The organism is Subtercola endophyticus, assembly GCF_021044565.1.
Taxonomy (GTDB): domain Bacteria; phylum Actinomycetota; class Actinomycetes; order Actinomycetales; family Microbacteriaceae; genus Subtercola; species Subtercola endophyticus.
In genome coordinates this window covers 4,003,237-4,020,382 of the sequence record NZ_CP087997.1, presented here as the reverse complement: position 1 = coordinate 4,020,382, position 17,146 = coordinate 4,003,237, and the positions used below count along the sequence as shown (strand labels likewise).

The window sequence follows — 17,146 nt, the reverse complement described above, 5'->3', positions numbered from 1 at the left end:
TCGGGAAGGTGCTTCTGCGCAACCTCGACGTCACGTTGAGACGCGAACGAAGTCAGGGCAGGCGCAGCAGGGCACCGCGCGAGCGGCAGGTCGCGGCGGCGATGAGCATGGCGCGTTCGAGCAGCTCAAGCCACGACTCCTCCGAGGCGGGCACTGCGGGTGCCTCGCCCGCGAAGGCCCGGCCTGCCGCGGAAGCACCGACGGCGAAGGCCCCGCCAGCCGCGGAAGCACCGACCGCGAGTTCGAAAAGCGAGGCCGCGGTCGACGCCAGGGTCGCGTCCCCCGCACCCATCGTGTCGATCACGGGGCCATCCAGTGCGGCGATCGGCACGTCGACACGCAGTCCACGGGCGGTACGGATGCCCGCTCCCGACCGCCCCGCCGTGGCCAGCACGCTCGTGGCTCCGCCGCGCAGCAGCCGCTCGACAACGGTGTCGAGAGGCTCACCGTAGAGCAGCTCGCAGTCTTCGTCGCCGATCTTCGTCACCAGGCTCGTCGCGGCGAGCCGCTCGAAGTTGCGCACGAATTCGTCACGATCGCTCAGCATTCCGCCGCGCGGATTCGGGTCGAGCACGAGCCGCCGCGCGGCCGGCCCCGCCACCGCCGCGGCTGCGTCGCCGATCGCGTCGCCGACCACGTCTCCAGCCCCGCCGCCAGCCTCAGCCCCGCCATCGGCCCAACCGCCGCCGCCACCGCCCACCGCACCGAACAGCGCGTCGGCCTGCTGCTGATTGTCGAACGGAAAGCAGCTGACGACAACGAGCGCCGCCTCGGCAAGCGCCGCGCGAGACACCGTGTCGAACGACAGGCTCCGCCGCTGAGCGGCCTCGTTGAAGATGTACCGCGGCTCTCCATCGGTGCGGTCAGAGACCGCCCGCGAGGTGCCGGACTCCCCCACCGTCTCGAGCAGCGCCACGTCGTACCGGGCGAGGTACTGCCTGATGACGTCGCCATCGTGGTCTGCACCGACCATCGCTACGAGCGACGTCGGCACCCCGAGCATCCGCAGTCCCACCGCCACATTCAGCCCGGCGCCACCCACGAAATCGGCGCCGCCGTCGACGTCGCGAAACTCGTCGATCAGGGCATCGCCCACAACGACAACGCGGCCCGGAGCGTCACCCCGGGCATCCGCGCGCCCGACCTCGGCGCCATCGGCGGCTCCCGCGCCACCGACGCTGCCACTAACACCGCCGACACCACCGGCGCCGCCGACACCACCGGCGCCGCCGCTCACGCCGCGAACCGGTCGGTCGCTTCGATGAGGGCGTCGAGGATTCCGGGCTCGTCGAACGAATGCCCGGCATCGCCGACCACCGTGTACGACGCCGACGGCCATGCGCGGTGCAGGTCATACGCGGTGACGGCCGGCGTGCAGAGGTCGTATCGGCCCTGAACGATGGCCCCCGGAATGTCGTGCAACACCCCGGCATTGGCAATCAACTGCCCCTCGTCGAACCAGCCCTCGTTCACGAAATAGTGGTTCTCGATGCGCGCGAACGCCAGGGCATACGTCGGCTCGGCGAACGTCGCGATCAGATCGGCCCGCGGTTGCAGCGTGATGGTCGACGCCTCCCAGGTCGACCACGCCACAGCAGCCGGGCCGTGGATGCTCGGGTCAGGGTTGCTCAGCAGCGAGTGGTACGCGCGAATGAGGTGGTGCCGCTCTGCGTGCTCGACCGGCTCGAGAAACTTCTGCCACAGCTCGGGCACGATCTCGGCCGCGCCGCCCTCGTAGAACCAGTCGAGCTCGCGCTTGCGCAGCGTGAAGATGCCGCGCAGCACGAGTTCGGTCACGCGCTCGGGGTGCGTCTCGGCGTAGGCCAGGCCGAGGGCGCTGCCCCACGATCCGCCGAACACCTGCCAGCGCTCGATGCCGAGGTGCTCGCGCAGTTTCTCGATGTCGCTGACCAGGTGCCACGTGGTGTTGGCGGCGAGGTGGTCGGCCGACTCGCTCACGTGCGGCAGGCTCAGGCCGCAGCCGCGCTGGTCGAACAGCACGATTCGGTATTTCGCGGGGTCGAAAAGCCGTCGATGCGCCGGATTCGTTCCGGCACCGGGGCCGCCGTGCAAGAACACCACCGGTTTGCCGGCGGGGTTGCCCGACGTCTCCCAGTACAGCTCTTGCCCGTCACCCACCGGCAGAAAGCCGATCTCGTCTGGTTCGATCTCTGGATACAGCGTTCGCATTCCTCGAGCTTACGGGCGAGGCCGGCGGGCGGCGCGCGCTACAGGTCGTCGAAGTCGAAGTCGGCCGCCGCGGAGCCCGGGTCTTTCGTCGCCACAGGGCGGGGCACGCGAAGCAGATCTGTGCGAGCGTTCAGACGGGCGATGGCGTCGCGTGAGTCGGGGTCGCTGAACGCCGTCGATTCGGTGATGCTCACCAGCTCGCTCGCCGGACCGATGACGAGCTGAACGGTGTCTTCTTCGCCGTCGTCGTGCACCACGGGAATCTCGATCGCCTCGGCTCGATGGCTCGATCCGAGAGCGGCGACAAATTGCAGCAGCGCGTCGGCCACGCCGTCGGTGGTGAGAAACGACCCACCGCTGTACGAGATTCGTTTCATACCTCTACCCTCCCCACCTGCGGCCCGACGTTCAAGGGCGTTGCGCAGACTGCTCGAGCCTGATAACCGATGAGACGGTTCAGGCAACGCCCGTCTCGTACGCGATGATGACGGCCTGCACCCGGTCGCGCGCGCCGAGCTTTGCGAGCACACGCCCCACGTGAGTCTTGACGGTCGACTCCGAGACCACGAGCCGCTCGGCGATCTCGGTGTTCGTGAGCCCTTCGGCGATGGCCGTAAGCACCTCCCGCTCACGATCGGTGAGGGCGTCGAGGCGTGCGTCGCCCGCTGCGGGCAGCGGATGCCCGGGGCTCTCCCCCTCGCCGAACGGCTCCCCCGCGACATCCGCACCACCCACGCCGACCGCACCGACCGCGTCGGCCGCGTCGGCCGCGTCGGCCGCGTCGGCCGCGTCGGCCGCGTCGGCCGGCAGCTTCGAGCCGAACAACTGCAGAAGCTGCTTGGTGACCCGCGGCGAAACCACCGCGTCGCCCGCAGCGACCGCCCGAATAGCGGCCACGAGTTCGGCGGGGCGAGCATCTTTCAGCAGAAATCCGCTGGCGCCCCGGCGCAGAGCAGCGAACGCGTATTCGTCGAGATCGAAGGTGGTGAGAATCAGCACGCGGCTGGCCGAACCTGTAGCGACGATTGCGGCCGTGGCGTCGATTCCGTTCATGACCGGCATGCGAACATCCATCAGAATGACGTCGGGTTCGAGCTCGGCGGCCGCAGCGACACCGGATGCCCCGTCTGCCGCTTCGCCCACCACAATGAAGCCGGGCTCGGCTTCGAGCACCATGCGAAAACCCACCCGCAACAGTGTCTGGTCATCGACCAGCAGAATGCGGATGTCGGTCATGAGTCAGCCGCTTTCTCGTTCGGAATGTGGGCGAGCACCTGCCAGCCGCCGCTCGCGGTCGGCCCAGCATCGAGAGTGCCGCCGAATGCTGCGACTCGTTCGCGCATTCCGATGATGCCACGGCCCGATCCGGTCATCACCATCGCCGCCGCAGCAGCCGGCGCCGGGCCCTGGCCGGAGGGCCTGCTGCCGTCACCGCCACTCGTGCCCACGTCGGTCACCCGTACCGTCACGCCTGATTCCGCTTCTTCGAGCACGACCGTCACGTGCTTCGGGTTCGGCGCATAACGCAGGCTGTTCGTCAGCGACTCCTGCACGACGCGGAACACCGCCACCTGACGCGACGGATCGACCGCCGGAAGCCCCGAGACGGTGAAGTGCACCACCATGCCGGCGTTGCGATACGACTGGATGAGCGACCCGAGCTCGTTCGCACCGGGAAGCGGCGCCAGCGGGGCACCAGGCGCTAGGGGGGTACCGGGCGCACCGGTCACCCGCGAGGCATCCACCGGCTCGGCGAGCACCCCGAGCACCACCCGCATGTCGGCCAGCGCGGTGCGACCTGTCTCGCCGACCTGCCGCATGGCGGCGGCAGCCCGCGCCGGGTCGCGCTCGGCCGTCATTTCGGCGCCGTCGGCCAGCGCGACCATCACGGTGAGGCTGTGCGCTACGATGTCGTGCATTTCGCGGGCGATGCGGGCTCGCTCCGAGACGGTTGCGAGCAGGGCCTGCTGATCGCGTTCGCGCGCGAGTTGGGCCGCTCGATCGACCAGCGCCGCCACGTAGCGCTTACGATTGCCCACGTTTACGCCGATGAGGGTGGCGATGAGAATGAGAAACCCTAACGAGAGCGACATGCCGAGGGCATCCGCCCAGGCCCCGTTAGACGCGATGAGGCTCGCGATGGCGAGCGCGACCACCATGATGCCGAACGACACCCACGACAGTCGCACCGATCGGTAGACCGCCACCGCATACGGGGCGTACAACGCCGGCAGAAAGATGACCGGGCCGAAGGAAGGGAAGACCACGAAGAACGCGACGGTCACCACCCCGACAAGCACGAGCGGATGCGCCCGTCGAAAGAGAATGGCCGCGGCGATTGCGGCAGCGCTCACGACCCCCACGATCGTGACGGGCACCGGCCACGGACCGGCCCCTACGCCGGCCAACCGCAGCACGAAGTAGAGCGCCACCGGCGCCGCGAACAGTACCACGAGAGCGCCGTCGACGAACCACGGATGCCGCGCGAAGAACAGCCGAAAAACGCCGGGCGGCCGCGGCAGACGGAGTTCGTCGTCTGCCGCGGCCGCCCCGCGTACGTCAGTCATAGGCTCAGCTTGCCGCACTTCGTGCGAACGCAGCCGAGGCTAGGCATCCCGTCGGCGCAACAGGGTGGCGGCGGCCGCCCCGATGACCACGATCCAGCCCACCAGAATCAGCAGGCCCTGCCACCATTCGAAGACACCGCCCGAGGAGTAGATGTCGCGGCCGGCGGTTCCCGGCAGCCAGTCGGCGAGCGAGTTCGCCCAGTCGGCGGGAATCAGGGTGAGCACCACCGGAAGCACGAGCAGCAGCCCGAGCGCCGTCGCGATGCCGCCCGCGGTGTTGCGCAGCACGGCGCCGATGACCAGCGCGAGAATTCCGAGCAACGCGAGGTAACCCGCAGCACCGACGAGGGTCAGAAACACGCCATCGTCGAAGAGACTCGACGAGATTCCGGCACCCGCCAGAATCGGTGCGGTGACGAGGTAGGTGATCAGAATTCCCACGAACGAGACCACGAAGGTCACGACGCCGAACACGACGATCTTCGCCCAGAGCACCGGCAGGCGCTTGGGAACCGCGACCAGACTGGAACGGATCTGCCCGGTCGAGTACTCGCCGGCGATCACCAGCACCCCGAGCACGGAGACCACGAGCTGGGTGAACCCGATTCCGCTGACGGCGCCGAGGGTGGCGAGGTCTGAGCCTGCACGAGCCTCCGCTCGCTGCTCGAACCCGGCCTGGCCGACGCTGATCGAGACGACGAGCAGGCCGAAGCCGACCTGCAGGACGATCATGATGGCGTACACCCAGAGCGTGGAGCGCAGCGTGCGCAGCTTGATCCACTCGGAACGCAGAATTCCTGCGACAGAGAGGTGCACATTCGGGGCGGCGTGGTGGATGTGGCCCGCGGGGGCCGAAGCGATGGTCGTCATCGGGAGACCTCCGAGGTCGAAGTGGGGGCGGTGGATGCAGCGGCGGGCGCTGAGGCGATCGGCGCCCCGCCGCTCTGGGTGGGGTCGTAGGCGCCCGTGCGGTACTCGACCGCATCGGCGGTGAGGTTCATGTAGGCGTCTTCGAGCGATCCCTTGATGGGGGTGAGCTCGTGCAGCACGATTCCGGCCGAAGCCGCGGCTTCACCGACGGCCGCCGAGGTGAGACCGACGATCTGCAGCGTCTGAGCATCCACACTCGTGATGGTCACGTCGGGCGACACCAGCAGACGAGCGATGTCGGAAGCCTGCGGGCTCACCGCACGAACCGACGAGACGGTCGACGCGCTCACCATCTCTGCAACGGGCGCGTCGGCGAGAATGCGGCCCTTGCCGAGCACGATGATGTGATCGGCGGTCATCGCCATCTCACTCATCAGGTGCGACGAGAGCAGCACGGTTCGGCCCTCCGAGGCCAGGAAGCGCACGAGTTCGCGCACCCACACCACACCCTCGGGGTCGAGACCGTTGACCGGCTCGTCGAGAATCAGCGTTCCCGGGTCGCCGAGCATCGCTGCGGCGATTCCGAGGCGCTGCCCCATGCCGAGCGAGAATCCGCCGACGCGCTTCTTGGCGACCGACTCGAGGCCGGTCATCTCGATGACCTCCTTGACCCGCTTCGCGCCGATTCCGTGCGTCGCGCCGAGGCCGAGCAGGTGGTTGTAGGCCGAACGGCCGGAGTGCACGGCCTTCGCGTCGAGCAGAACGCCCACCTCGTGCAGCGGGGCGTGGCTGTCTTTGTAGTTCTTGCCGTTGACCGTGACGCTGCCCGACGTGGGTCGGTCGAGCCCCACGATCATGCGCATCGTGGTCGACTTGCCGGCGCCGTTGGGGCCGAGAAAGCCGGTGACGAGCCCCGGGCGAACAGTGAAGTTCACCCCGTCGACGGCCGTCTTGGGCCCGTATCTCTTGGTCAATCCGTGTGCTTCGATCACTGTCGATGCTCCTCGTGGTCTGCGATTCGTGATGGGTCTGTCGCGATGGTTCGAGCCTAGAAGACCAACGGATGCCCGGGCATCCCCCCAGGGTGTGCACTTTGCCCCGGCGTAACAGTCCCTGTCATACCCGGGTACCAGATGGTGCCCGGCTGAACGTTTCCGGTATGTTCTACGTGATCATCCTTCCGAACATCCGTGCACCGCAGCACTCCTCGCTGTGGTGCTTTTCTCATCCCTGGGGGAACCATGTCGTATCCAGAAGCACCGGCGCCGGCCGAACCGTCGACCCTCGCCCGGCTGATCGCCGAGACTGTAGGCACGTTCCTGCTCGTCTTCGGGCTCGTCGGCACGGCCGTGTTCTCGGCCGCGTTTCCCAGTTCCGACGCCGGTAACCCACTCGGCGTGGGCTTTCTGGGTGTGGCGATCGCACTCGGGCTGACCGTGATGATCGGCGCTTACGCATTCGGCCCGATCTCGGGCGGGCACTTCAACCCGGCCGTCACTCTCGGCCTGGCGGCCGCAGATCGGTTCGCCTGGCGCGACGTACCGATGTACATCGTGGCGCAGCTCGTCGGTGCGATCGTCGGCGCCTCGGCGATCTTCGGGCTCGCCTCGGGCGGCCCCGCAGGCTTTCTCGACGCCGCGGTCAAGGGCGGATTCGCGTCGAACGGCTACGGTTCGCACTCCCCCGGCGGGTTCAACCTGGCCGCTGCGATCATCATCGAGATCATCATCACCGCCGTGTTCCTCTACGTGATTCTCGGGGTGACGAATGCGCGGCACGCGGTCGCCGGATTCGCACCCATTGCCATCGGTTTCACACTGACCCTGCTGCTGCTCATCTCGATTCCGGTCGACAACGCCTCGATCAACCCCGCTCGCTCGATCGCCACGGCCATCTACGGCGGCGGCGACTGGCTCGCGCAACTGTGGGTGTTCATCGTCTTCCCCATCGTCGGCGCGCTGATCGCCGGCTTCAGCTACCGGTACCTCTTCGACGGCGTGAAGTACGTCTCGTCTTCGTCTGCGCCGTCGAAAAACTGACGAGGCTGACGAGGCGGCACACGATGGTCAGGGGCGGGAGCGGGCGGCGTCTTTCTCGGCCTGCTTGGTGGCACGCTCGCGGGCCTTGGCGATGAGTTCGCGCTCGCGCTTCTGGGCCTCGCGCAGCTTCTGCTCGGCTTCGCGGCGCTTCTGGGCGGCCTCGCGCACGGCAGGGTCTTTGCGGTAGAACCCGAGCCGGTCATCCGTCGCCTGGTTAGAGGCGGTGAGCCTCTCGCGGTCACGCTCGGCACCGGTGAGGCCGATGTAGCGCTCGACCCCGTCGAGCAGGCGGTCGAGGCCGAACTCCACGTCGTCGAGCGCGGCATCCGCTGCGCTCGACGCGCTGCCGCTCGCAGTGCCAAACAGACCGCCGCCGCCCCCGCCCGCCGCACCGGTCGCACCCGCCGCTTCGAGCACAGTGTGTACGTCATACGCAATAACGTGCGAGAAAAAAGCCGGGAGGGGGCAGATGCCACCCTCCCGGCCTGAGCCGCGCCGAGAATCAGCGCTTGAGGGCCTTCTCGTCGACGGGGGCGTTGCCGCTCGCGCGCAGGTCGCGGTAGTAGTCGCGGGCCTCGTTCTGGCGTTCGAGCTCGGCTCCTGACGCGATGGGAGCCCGCAGATGCTCGGGGCCGTACCCGAACGCAGTCACCAGGTCGAGGGCGTGCGGGCGCAGCCGGGCCGTGAGGCGCTCGATGTAGTCGCTCACCGACTGCGCGCGCTGGGGCGAGAGGCGCCCGTGAATCAGGTACCACGCGGCGTGCTTCTCAATGAGTCCGAGCCCGAAGAGGTCACGCACCCAGGTCAGCACGGTCTTCGTGCCGGGGTCTTCGACCTTCGCGAGCGCATCGGTGAACGCCTCCCACTGCAGTAGCTCGGCGTGAGCACGGGCGGCCTCGATCATCGCGTTCTGGTTCGCGTTGAAGAGGTCGGCGGCCTTCTTCTTCGACGCCTTATTGGCGGGGCGAAGGCGAGTTGCCACTTCGGCGACCATGGTTTCGACACGATCGGTCAGCAGCGCACGCTGCACCTTCGGCGAGCGCAGCTGGCCCACCGACCGCGCCGTCGACCCGTGGTCGGTGACGTTCTGCGCCAGCCGGCGAAGGCCCGTGCCGTTCACCGTGCGCTCGGCGGCCTGCTCGACAACGTAGCGGGCGAGCACCCCAGCATCGGCCTTCGCGAACTTTCGGCTGTAATCGGTCAGAAGTCGCTTGGCGACGAGCTGCAGAAGCACGTGGTTGTCACCCTCGAACGTCGCATAGACGTCGAGGTCGGCACGCAGGCTGGTGAAGCGGTTCTCGGCCAAGAACCCCGCCCCGCCGCACGCTTCACGTGCCTCTTGCAGGGTGTCGAGGCCGTGCCAGGTCGACAGCGGCTTCAGAGCGGCGGCGAGCGTCTCGAGGTCTTGCCGATCGGCGTCGGTGTCGTGCGCTCCAGAGAACACCTCGTCGAACTTCGTCAGCAGCACCTCGTGGGCGAAGGTCGAGGCATAGGTGGTCGCGATCAGCGGAATCAGTCGGCTCTGGTGCTTCTGGTAATCCAGCAGCACCTCTTCGTTGGTGTCGCTGCCGGCCGTGAACTGGCGGCGCTGGCTGCCGTACGTGACGGCGATCTGCAGGGCGACCTTCGCCGCGGCAGTGGATGCTCCATCCAACGACACACGGCCCTGAACCAGGGTGCCGAGCATCGTGAAGAACCGGCGCCCCGGGCTCGTGATCGACGAGGTGTAGTCACCCTCGGCCGAGACGTCACCGTAGCGGTTCAGCAGATTGACTCGGGGAACACGAACAGCGCTGAAGTGCAGCCGGCCGTTGTCGATGCCGTTCAGGCCACCCTTCAGACCGTCGTCTTCACCGCCGATGCCCGGCAGAAAGCTGCCGTCGGCATCGCGCAGCGGAACGTAGAACGCGTGTACGCCGTGGTTCACACCCTTGGTGATGAGCTGGGCGAACACTACGGCCGCAGTTCCGTGCACGGCCGCATTGCCGAGGTAGTCCTTCCACGCACCGCGGAACGGCGTGTTGATGACGAACTCGCTGCGTTCGGCATCGTACGTGGCCGTGGTGCCGATGCTCGCGACGTCGGAACCGTGCCCGGTCTCGGTCATGGCGAACGCACCCGGAACGTCGAGGTTCATGATGGCCGGAAGGAACGTGTCGTGGTGGTACTCGGTTCCGAGGTGCAGCACGGCCGAACCGAACAGCCCCCACTGCACGCCCGACTTGATCTGCAGTGACGGGTCGGCAGTCACGAGCTCTTCGAAACCGGCGACGTTGCCGCCGTGGTCGTCTTGCCCACCGAGCCGTTTCGGAAACGCTTTGTTCACCGCGCCCTCGTCGACGAGCAGACGAAGCTGCCCGAACACTCGCTCGCGGTGCTCCTGCAGCGTGAGACCTTCGATTCGCTGCAGCTCAGGCCGCCCCGCCACGCGCCGGGACTCGAGTCGCGCTTCTGCCCAGGTGCCGAGCAGGTAGTGGCCGAGCCACTCGACGTCGACCGCGGCCGCGGGTGTCGCCGGCACCGTCGGAGCGGTGCGCTTGCGCCCAGCGGCGGTGCGCTTGCCCGTGCCACGAGGTGCTGGCGCCGAAGCGGCGCTGCCTTTGCCTGCTTCGCGCTTGCCTGCTTCAACCGTGGTGTCAACCGCATTAGCCATCGATGGCCCTCGTCTTTCGCGCTCTGGATGTGCTCTGGATGTGCTCTGGATGTGCTCTGTCGCTTCGACGACGCCGGCGGCAGAATCGTTCGTCGATGCAACAGTACGAGCAGCCGTTTCGGGCACAAAACGGTCAGTGTCGGGGCTACAAATCGCGCTCCACCGAGCGCGTCGACACGTGCGGAAACCTACAAGCCGCGGGCAATATCACATCAGAAGTCACACAAACACGGCACGCCGACCTCGCGCCTACGGCGTCGCTGCAACGACCGCCAGAACCTCTTCGCCGTAGGTGTCGAGCTTCTTCTGACCCATTCCGCTCAGGCCCTCGAGGTCGGCCAGCGAAGCCGGGCGTCGCGACGCGATCTCGCGCAGCGTCGCGTCGTGAAAGATGACGTAGGCGGGCACGCCCATCACTTTCGCGGTGGCTCCGCGCCAGACTCGCAACGCTTCGAACAGCGGAATCGCGTCGTCGGGCAGGTCTGCAACGGCGGCCTTCGCCCGCGCCGCCCGCGAACCGCCCCCGCCGCCCGCCCCGCCGGCACCGGATGCCCGTTCGGACTCGGTGCGCATCGACACCGTCAGCGCGCCGCTGAGCACATCGGCACTCGTCGGAGACAGCACCAACGTGCCGAACCCGTCGTCGTTCACAGCCAACAGCCCCTTCGCGAGCAACTGCCGCACGACCCCGCGCCACTGCTGTTCACTGAGATCGGAGCCGACGCCCCAGACCGTGAGCTCGTCGTGCCCGTACTGATCGACGCGCGGCGTCTTGTTCGCGCGCAAGATGTCGATGAGATGGCCCGCGCCGAACTTCTGGTTTCGCTCGCGCTGCAGCCGCACCACCGTCGAGAGCAGCTTCTGGGCGGCGACCGTGCCGTCCCACGACTGCGGCGGCTGCAGGCAGGTGTCGCAGTTGCCGCAGGGCACACTCTGCTGACCGAAGTAGCCGAGCAGGTTCACCCGTCGGCAGTCGACGGTTTCGCACAGCGCGAGCATCGCGTCGAGGTGCGAAGACAGCTTTCGGCGGTGTGACAGATCACCGGGCGATTGCTCGATCATGCGCCGCTGCTGCACCACGTCTTGCAGGCCATAGGCGAGCCAGGCCGTCGACGGCATGCCGTCACGACCGGCGCGACCGGTCTCTTGGTAGTAGCCCTCGACCGATTTCGGCAGGTCGATGTGCGCGACGAACCGCACATCGGGCTTGTCGATGCCCATACCGAACGCGATGGTGGCGACGATGACCACGCCGTCTTCGCGCAGGAACCGTGACTGCGTTCGGGCGCGCAGGCCGGCGTCGAGTCCGGCGTGATAGGGCAGCGCGTTCACGCCGTTCGCCGCAAGAAACTGCGCGGTCTGCTCGACCGTCTTGCGCGAAAGTGCGTAGACGATGCCCGCGTCGCCGTCGTGCTCGCTGCGGATCAACGACAGCAGCTGCCGCCTGACCTCACCCTTGTTCTCAATGCGGTACTGGATGTTCGGGCGGTCGAAGCTCGCCACGAAGTGTTGCGCGCGGCCGAGCTTCAGCCGCTCCGTGATCTCTTTATGCGTCGCATCGGTCGCCGTGGCGGTGAGCGCGATGCGCGGAACCTCTGGCCAGCGATCGGCCAGCTCTGACAGCCCGAGGTAATCGGGCCTGAAGTCGTGCCCCCACTGAGAGACGCAGTGCGCCTCATCGATGGCGAAGAGCGCGATGGTGCCGTTCTCGAGAAAGCGTTTGGTCGACTCGGAGGCGAGGCGTTCCGGTGCGACGTAGAGCAGATCGAGCTCGCCGGCGAGATAGGCGTTCTCGACCCGGGTTCGTTCGAAGGAGTCTTGGGTGGAGTTGAGGAAGGCCGCTCGTACGCCGACGGCCAGCAGGGCATCCACTTGGTCTTGCATGAGCGCGATGAGCGGTGAGACGACGACGCCGGTGCCCTCGCGCAGCAGCGAAGGAATCTGGTAACACAGCGATTTGCCGCCGCCGGTCGGCATGAGCACGACCGCGTCACCGCCGGCCGAGACCTGTTCGATGACCGCCGCCTGATCGCCGCGGAAGTCGTCGTACCCGAACACACGCTTGAGTACCGCGCGCGCCTCTGCGCCCAGGGCGGCGTCACCCGGGTCGGAGACGCCGGCCGCGGCGCCGCGCAGGGCCTCGGCGGCCTCGACGGGCGATGCGGCCGCTGGCACGCCGGCCTGCAGGTTCAAAGTCATTCCCTCAGTTTAGGTTCGCCCACCGACAGAAACGCCGGGAGGGCCGAGGCTGTGGAGAACTTTCCCTCCACAGACATCACGGCGATCTGTGACGCGTTCTTCACGCAGCGGCCAGGTCGGCGAGCTCACGGTGCGCCCTCTAAGCTCGGTTCAATGGTTGCAGTCGTGCTGGGAATCGTCGGCGCCTTCGTCTACGGTGGCTCCGACTTTCTCGGTGGGCTGGCCGCCAAGCGGGTGAGTCCGGTGCTCGTCACTGCCCTCAGCGCGGCGACCGGGCTGCTGATTCTGCTCGCGGTCTATCCAGTGCTCGGCGGGTCGTGGTCGTGGCCGGCCGTGCTCTGGGGCGCGGCTTCGGGGGTCTCGGGGGCGGTCGCACTTTCGCTGCTGTACGCCTGCCTGGCCATCGGACCGATGAGCATCCTGTCGCCGTTGACGGCCATCATGACGGCGATCGTGCCGCTCGCTTTCGGCCTGTTGACGGGATCACGCTTCGGGGTTCTCGGCTACGTTGGCCTCGCTGTGGCGCTGGTGGCGGTGGTGCTCGTGGGGTTCGTTCCCGAGAAGAGTGCGGTTCGCCCCTCGGCGAAGGCGCTGCTCATGGCGACGGCGTCGGGCGCGCTGCTCGGCCTGTTTCTCGTGTTCATCGACCAGACGCCGAAAGACTCGGGCATCGTTCCGCTGCTCTTCAACCGCGGAGTGAACGCCGCGCTGCTCTTCAGCGCGGTGGGGGTGCTGGCGTTGCGCGGGCGCCTGGCGGCACGCGGTCGCCGGGCGTCGCGCGGGCGCCCGGCGGTACCGGATGCCCGCCCCGGGCCTGCACGCATCACCCGGGCCGCACTACTGCTCGCCATCGGCTGCGGGGTGTTCGACGCTACCGCCAACGTGTTGCTGCTGACGGGCATCCACCTCGGCGACCTCGCCGTGATGTCGGTTCTGACCGCCATGTATCCGGCCGGAACCATCGTGCTCGCCGCCATCGTGCTGCGGGAGCGCATCGCCGCCGTGCAGGCCGTCGGCCTCGTGCTGGCGCTCGTCGCGGCAGGCATGCTCGCCCTCGGGTGATGAGCGCGAGTGGCGACGCCGCGGAGACGGCGGAGGCCGCGCGGGCCGCGGCGGCCGCATCGCGTGAAGAGCACAGCGCGAGGCGCGATAATGGCAGCATGGTCTACAAGCGCGGATACGACCGGCTGGTCAACCTCAGCGACGCCGTCATCGCTATCGCGGTCACGCTTCTCATCCTGCCGCTCGTCGACGACGCCGGAAACATCGGCAGCGCCTCACCGGCTGAGTTTCTCGCCGACCACTCCGAACAGCTCTTTCTGTTCGTGCTCAGCTTTGCCGTGATCGCGGACTTCTGGCTGATCCACCACCGGCTGTACCGATCGATCGACGGGTACACCATTCCGATGGTCTGGGTGAACTTCGTCTGGCTGCTGACCATCGCCTTTCTACCGTTCCCGACCGAGCTGCTGGGGCAGAGTTCGGGTTCGAACACGGTGACAGCGGCGCTCTACATCGGCACGATGGTCGTGACGACGTATGCCGGCCTTGTGCAGCAGTTGATCATCGTCAGAACGCCCGAACTGCAGCTCGAATCGGTGCGCGGCAGTCTGCTGCTCTCGCCCGCTCTGATACCCGCCGTCGCCATGACCGCGGCGCTCATCGTCGCCGTCAGCGTTCCGGGCGTCGGGCTGTGGGCGCTGCTCATCCTCTTCTTCTCGGGCTTCTTCGAGCGTCAATGGGTTCGCCGCAGCCGCGCCCGTGGCAAAGACAAAGCTTCCATCAGCTGATTTCGCCCTCGCGGCCGGCGGGTCCGCGCCACTGCAGCACGTGCGCACCAGCTCGAAGGGGCGCGCAGGTGGGAACATGCGCGCCCGCTCGAGTAGCCGCAGTTGCTCCGAAGTGTGCGCCGCCGCACGTAAGTACGAAAAAGGGCTCCGGATGCTCGCCCGAAGGCGAGAGCATCCGAAGCCCTTTTACGCGAAGCGAAGCCGACCCGACCCACGAGGTCAGCTGAACGCGGCGACCACGCTCGTCGCGTTCAGCGTCGGTAGCGGCCGAAACAGAGCTTCGAGCAACCACTCGCACTGTGCGCCGCAGAAGCGGCGGCGCACAAATTTATACAGCGCCCACGCTCTGCAGCGAATCGATGAGCCGGTCGCCGGGGGCGGCGGGCTCCATGACGGCCTCGATGTCGGCGCGCTCGAGCAGCTCGTCCATGCGACGGCGACGCGACTTGGAGATCAGCGTGACGACCGTGCCCTGCTTGCCGGCGCGACCCGTACGGCCCGAGCGGTGCAGGTAGGTCTTGTACTCGTCGGGCGCATCGGCCTGGATGACCAGGTTGATGTCGTCCACGTGGATGCCGCGGGCTGCAACATCCGTCGCCACGAGCACGTTGACCCGGCCGCTGGTGAGCAGCTGCAGGTTGCGCGTGCGGCGCGACTGGTTGAGGTCACCGTGCAGCGACGTGGCCGGGATTCCGGCGTTGTCGAGGTTCTCGGCGAGCTCTTCGGCGAACGCACGGGTGCGGGCGAAGATCAGCGTCTTGCCCTCGCCCGAGGCGAGCTGCTCGATGATGGCGCGCTTGTCGCGCTGCTCGATGAGCAGCACGCGGTGGTCGATGGTCGACGACGCCTGGTCTTCGCCGGCGACTTCGTGCACGGCCGGCTCGACGAGAAACTCGTTGACGAGCTGGGCGACACCCTTGTCGAGGGTGGCCGAGAAGAGCAGTTTCTGGCTCTTAGGGGCGGTCAGACGAAGGATGCGCTGCACCGGCTCCAAGAAGCCGAGGTCGCACATGTGGTCGGCCTCGTCGAGAACGACGATCTTGACCTGCGAGAGGTCGAGACGACCCTGCTCCACGAGGTCTTCGAGGCGGCCGGGGGTGGCGATGATGATGTCGGTACCGCGCTGCAGCGCCGAGACCTGCTTGTACTGCGGAACCCCGCCGAAGATCGGCGTGGTGAACAGGCCGACCGAACGGGCGATGGGTTGCACGGTGCGGTCGATCTGCATCGCGAGCTCACGGGTCGGGGCCAGAATGAGCGCGCGCGGCAGGCGACCGGGCTTGCGGCCCTTGGCTCCGTCGTTCTCCATGAGGCGCTCGACGAGCGGGGCGCCGAAGGCGATGGTCTTGCCCGATCCGGTCTTGCCGCGGCCGAGAACATCTTTACCGGCGAGAACGTCGGGAATGGTCGCTGCCTGAATCGGGAACGGCGTAGGCGCACCCATTCCGGCCAGCTGGCGGGTGATGTTGTCGCCGAGGCCCAGGTCGCCGAAGGTCTTGTCGACCACGTCAGACGCGGTGGTCACTTCGGCTTCGAGACGCTCGAGCACGACGTCGTCTTGTGCACCGAACCGGCCGGCGGCGGCACCGGATGCCACGGCTCCAGCCGCTGCGTAGCCGTTGCTGTCGCGCTTCGGGTAGAAGTCGCTGCCACGAGCGGCACGGTCGGTGTTCGAGTCGCGACGGTCGTCGAACGAACGCGCGGGGCGGTCGCTGTAGCTGGGGCGCTCGCTGCGGCCGGCGGATGCTCCGCGGTCGCCGTACGAGGGGCGCTCGGTACGCTCGGCGCGAGCCGGGCGGTCACCGTAGGAGGGACGCTCCGTGCGCTCAGGCCGGTCGGAGTACGACGGACGCTCGGTGCGGGCCGGGCGGTCACCGTACGACGGACGCTCGGTGCGGTCACCGTAGGCCGGGCGGCCCGTGGATGCACCGCGGTCGCCGTAGCTCGGACGCTCCGTGCGAGCAGGGCGATCGCCGTAGGAGGGGCGCTCGCTCGACGCGTTGCGGTCACCGTAAGCCGGGCGGCCCGTGGATGCACCGCGGTCGCCGTAGCTCGGACGCTCCGTGCGAGCGGGGCGATCGCCGTACGACGGACGCTCGCTCGACGCGTTGCGGTCGCCGTACGAGGGACGGCCCGTCGACGCACCACGGTCGTTACGGTCACCATACGAAGGACGCTCGCCGCGGCCACCGCGCTCGCTCGACGCGTTGCGGTCACCGTACGAGGGACGGCCCGTCGAGGCGCCACGGTCGTTGCGGTCACCGTACGAGGGACGACCAGTCGACGCACCACGGTCGTTACGGTCACCATACGAGGGGCGCTCGCCGCGCCCACCGCGATCGCTCGACGCGTTGCGGTCACCGTACGAAGGGCGGCCGGTCGACGCACCACGGTCATTGCGGTCACCATACGAGGGGCGCCCAGTGGATGCGCCACGATCGCCGTACGACGGACGACCCGTCGAGGCGCCACGGTCGTTGCGGTCGCCGTAAGCGGGGCGCTCGCCGCGGTTGCTGTAGTTGCTCTCCCGCGTCGGGGTCGCCGCGCGCGGCTCCCAGTTGGGGCGCTGGCCGCGGTTCGTGGGCGCAGAGCCGCGCTCGGCACGCTCGTCGGCGTTCCAGCGAGCCTTCTTGGGTGCACCGGCCTCGGCGGGCTTGTAGCCGCGGTGACCTGCGCTGCGCGAGCCGGCCGCTGCAGAAGAGGAGCCTTTGGCTCCCGTGAACTTATTGCCGCCGTTGGCGGGCTTCTTCGAGTATTCGGACATAGTTCTTTCCGGGTTTTTTCAATTTGCATGGCAAAGCGGTCAATACCTTTGCGATTGACATTTGCTGAACCCGG

The 17,146-nt window shown here is 67.8% G+C and carries 14 protein-coding genes; 3 read left to right on the top strand and 11 right to left on the bottom strand.

The features are described 5' to 3' along the window. Window positions 1–52: 52 nt before the first annotated feature. The 7 genes from LQ955_RS18640 to LQ955_RS18610 all read right to left on the bottom strand — a co-directional run bounded on the left by LQ955_RS18640 (window position 53) and on the right by LQ955_RS18610 (window position 6,619). Entirely contained in the window at window positions 53–1,237 is a 1,185-nt protein-coding gene (locus LQ955_RS18640; RefSeq protein WP_231025973.1) for a carbohydrate kinase family protein, read from the bottom strand. Continuing rightward, on the bottom strand, window positions 1,234–2,190 hold the full coding sequence (pip, locus tag LQ955_RS18635) for a prolyl aminopeptidase (protein WP_231025972.1): 957 nt from the start codon (window positions 2,188–2,190) through the stop codon (window positions 1,234–1,236). The genes LQ955_RS18640 and pip overlap by 4 nt, the downstream gene beginning before the upstream one ends. A 38-nt stretch (window positions 2,191–2,228) precedes the next feature. Next, a complete protein-coding gene (locus LQ955_RS18630; protein WP_231025971.1) occupies window positions 2,229–2,567 on the bottom strand; it encodes a hypothetical protein in 339 nt (112 codons plus the stop codon). A gap of 79 nt (window positions 2,568–2,646) precedes the next feature. Next, entirely contained in the window at window positions 2,647–3,426 is a 780-nt protein-coding gene (locus LQ955_RS18625; protein ID WP_231025970.1) for a response regulator, read from the bottom strand. Further along, a complete protein-coding gene (locus LQ955_RS18620) occupies window positions 3,423–4,757 on the bottom strand; it encodes a sensor histidine kinase (RefSeq protein WP_231025969.1) in 1,335 nt (444 codons plus the stop codon). Before LQ955_RS18620 ends, LQ955_RS18625 begins: the two co-directional genes overlap by 4 nt. A 39-nt stretch (window positions 4,758–4,796) precedes the next feature. Next, entirely contained in the window at window positions 4,797–5,627 is an 831-nt protein-coding gene (locus LQ955_RS18615) for an ABC transporter permease subunit (RefSeq protein WP_231025968.1), read from the bottom strand. After that, a complete protein-coding gene (locus LQ955_RS18610) occupies window positions 5,624–6,619 on the bottom strand; it encodes an ABC transporter ATP-binding protein (RefSeq protein WP_231025967.1) in 996 nt (331 codons plus the stop codon). The genes LQ955_RS18615 and LQ955_RS18610 overlap by 4 nt, the downstream gene beginning before the upstream one ends. 249 nt (window positions 6,620–6,868) lie before the next feature. Here LQ955_RS18610 and aqpZ point away from each other — a divergent pair, with 249 nt between their 5' ends. Further along, entirely contained in the window at window positions 6,869–7,666 is a 798-nt protein-coding gene (gene aqpZ, locus LQ955_RS18605; RefSeq protein WP_231025966.1) for an aquaporin Z, read from the top strand. A 27-nt stretch (window positions 7,667–7,693) separates the two neighbouring features. On the opposite strand, the gene LQ955_RS18600 is transcribed toward aqpZ, so the two are convergent. The 3 genes from LQ955_RS18600 to recQ form a co-directional block, all read right to left on the bottom strand. Then, window positions 7,694–8,083 (bottom strand): hypothetical protein, encoded by a 390-nt coding sequence (locus tag LQ955_RS18600; RefSeq protein ID WP_231025965.1) that lies wholly within the window; start codon window positions 8,081–8,083, stop codon window positions 7,694–7,696. Between the two features lie 85 nt (window positions 8,084–8,168). Further along, window positions 8,169–10,319, bottom strand: a complete 2,151-nt coding sequence (locus LQ955_RS18595; protein ID WP_231025964.1) for an acyl-CoA dehydrogenase family protein — start codon at window positions 10,317–10,319, stop codon at window positions 8,169–8,171. Between the two features lie 249 nt (window positions 10,320–10,568). Next, entirely contained in the window at window positions 10,569–12,518 is a 1,950-nt protein-coding gene (gene recQ, locus LQ955_RS18590; protein WP_231025963.1) for a DNA helicase RecQ, read from the bottom strand. A gap of 153 nt (window positions 12,519–12,671) precedes the next feature. On the opposite strand from recQ, the gene LQ955_RS18585 reads away from it, so the two are divergent. Then, entirely contained in the window at window positions 12,672–13,580 is a 909-nt protein-coding gene (locus tag LQ955_RS18585; RefSeq protein WP_231025962.1) for an EamA family transporter, read from the top strand. Window positions 13,581–13,678: 98 nt separating this feature from the next. Next, complete coding sequence (locus LQ955_RS18580; protein WP_231025961.1) at window positions 13,679–14,308, top strand: TMEM175 family protein; 630 nt, start codon at window positions 13,679–13,681, stop codon at window positions 14,306–14,308. Window positions 14,309–14,636: 328 nt separating this feature from the next. Here LQ955_RS18580 and LQ955_RS18575 read toward each other — a convergent pair whose 3' ends face one another. Beyond that, window positions 14,637–17,072: a DEAD/DEAH box helicase gene (locus tag LQ955_RS18575; RefSeq protein ID WP_231025960.1), complete on the bottom strand. Its 2,436-nt coding sequence runs from the start codon at window positions 17,070–17,072 to the stop codon at window positions 14,637–14,639. Between the last annotated feature and the right edge of the window lie 74 nt (window positions 17,073–17,146).

What these genes read in the sequence shown, in the direction of transcription:
- pip (WP_231025972.1), bottom strand. Translation starts at nt 2,190, where the DNA reads ATGCGAACGCTGTATCCAGAGATCGAACCAGACGAGATCGGCTTTCTG.
- LQ955_RS18630 (WP_231025971.1), bottom strand. Translation starts at nt 2,567, where the DNA reads ATGAAACGAATCTCGTACAGCGGTGGGTCGTTTCTCACCACCGACGGC.
- LQ955_RS18625 (WP_231025970.1), bottom strand. Translation starts at nt 3,426, where the DNA reads ATGACCGACATCCGCATTCTGCTGGTCGATGACCAGACACTGTTGCGG.
- LQ955_RS18620 (WP_231025969.1), bottom strand. Translation starts at nt 4,757, where the DNA reads ATGACTGACGTACGCGGGGCGGCCGCGGCAGACGACGAACTCCGTCTG.
- LQ955_RS18615 (WP_231025968.1), bottom strand. Translation starts at nt 5,627, where the DNA reads ATGACGACCATCGCTTCGGCCCCCGCGGGCCACATCCACCACGCCGCC.
- aqpZ (WP_231025966.1), top strand. Translation starts at nt 6,869, where the DNA reads ATGTCGTATCCAGAAGCACCGGCGCCGGCCGAACCGTCGACCCTCGCC.
- LQ955_RS18595 (WP_231025964.1), bottom strand. Translation starts at nt 10,319, where the DNA reads ATGGCTAATGCGGTTGACACCACGGTTGAAGCAGGCAAGCGCGAAGCA.
- recQ (WP_231025963.1), bottom strand. Translation starts at nt 12,518, where the DNA reads ATGACTTTGAACCTGCAGGCCGGCGTGCCAGCGGCCGCATCGCCCGTC.
- LQ955_RS18585 (WP_231025962.1), top strand. Translation starts at nt 12,672, where the DNA reads ATGGTTGCAGTCGTGCTGGGAATCGTCGGCGCCTTCGTCTACGGTGGC.
- LQ955_RS18580 (WP_231025961.1), top strand. Translation starts at nt 13,679, where the DNA reads ATGGTCTACAAGCGCGGATACGACCGGCTGGTCAACCTCAGCGACGCC.
- LQ955_RS18575 (WP_231025960.1), bottom strand. Translation starts at nt 17,072, where the DNA reads ATGTCCGAATACTCGAAGAAGCCCGCCAACGGCGGCAATAAGTTCACG.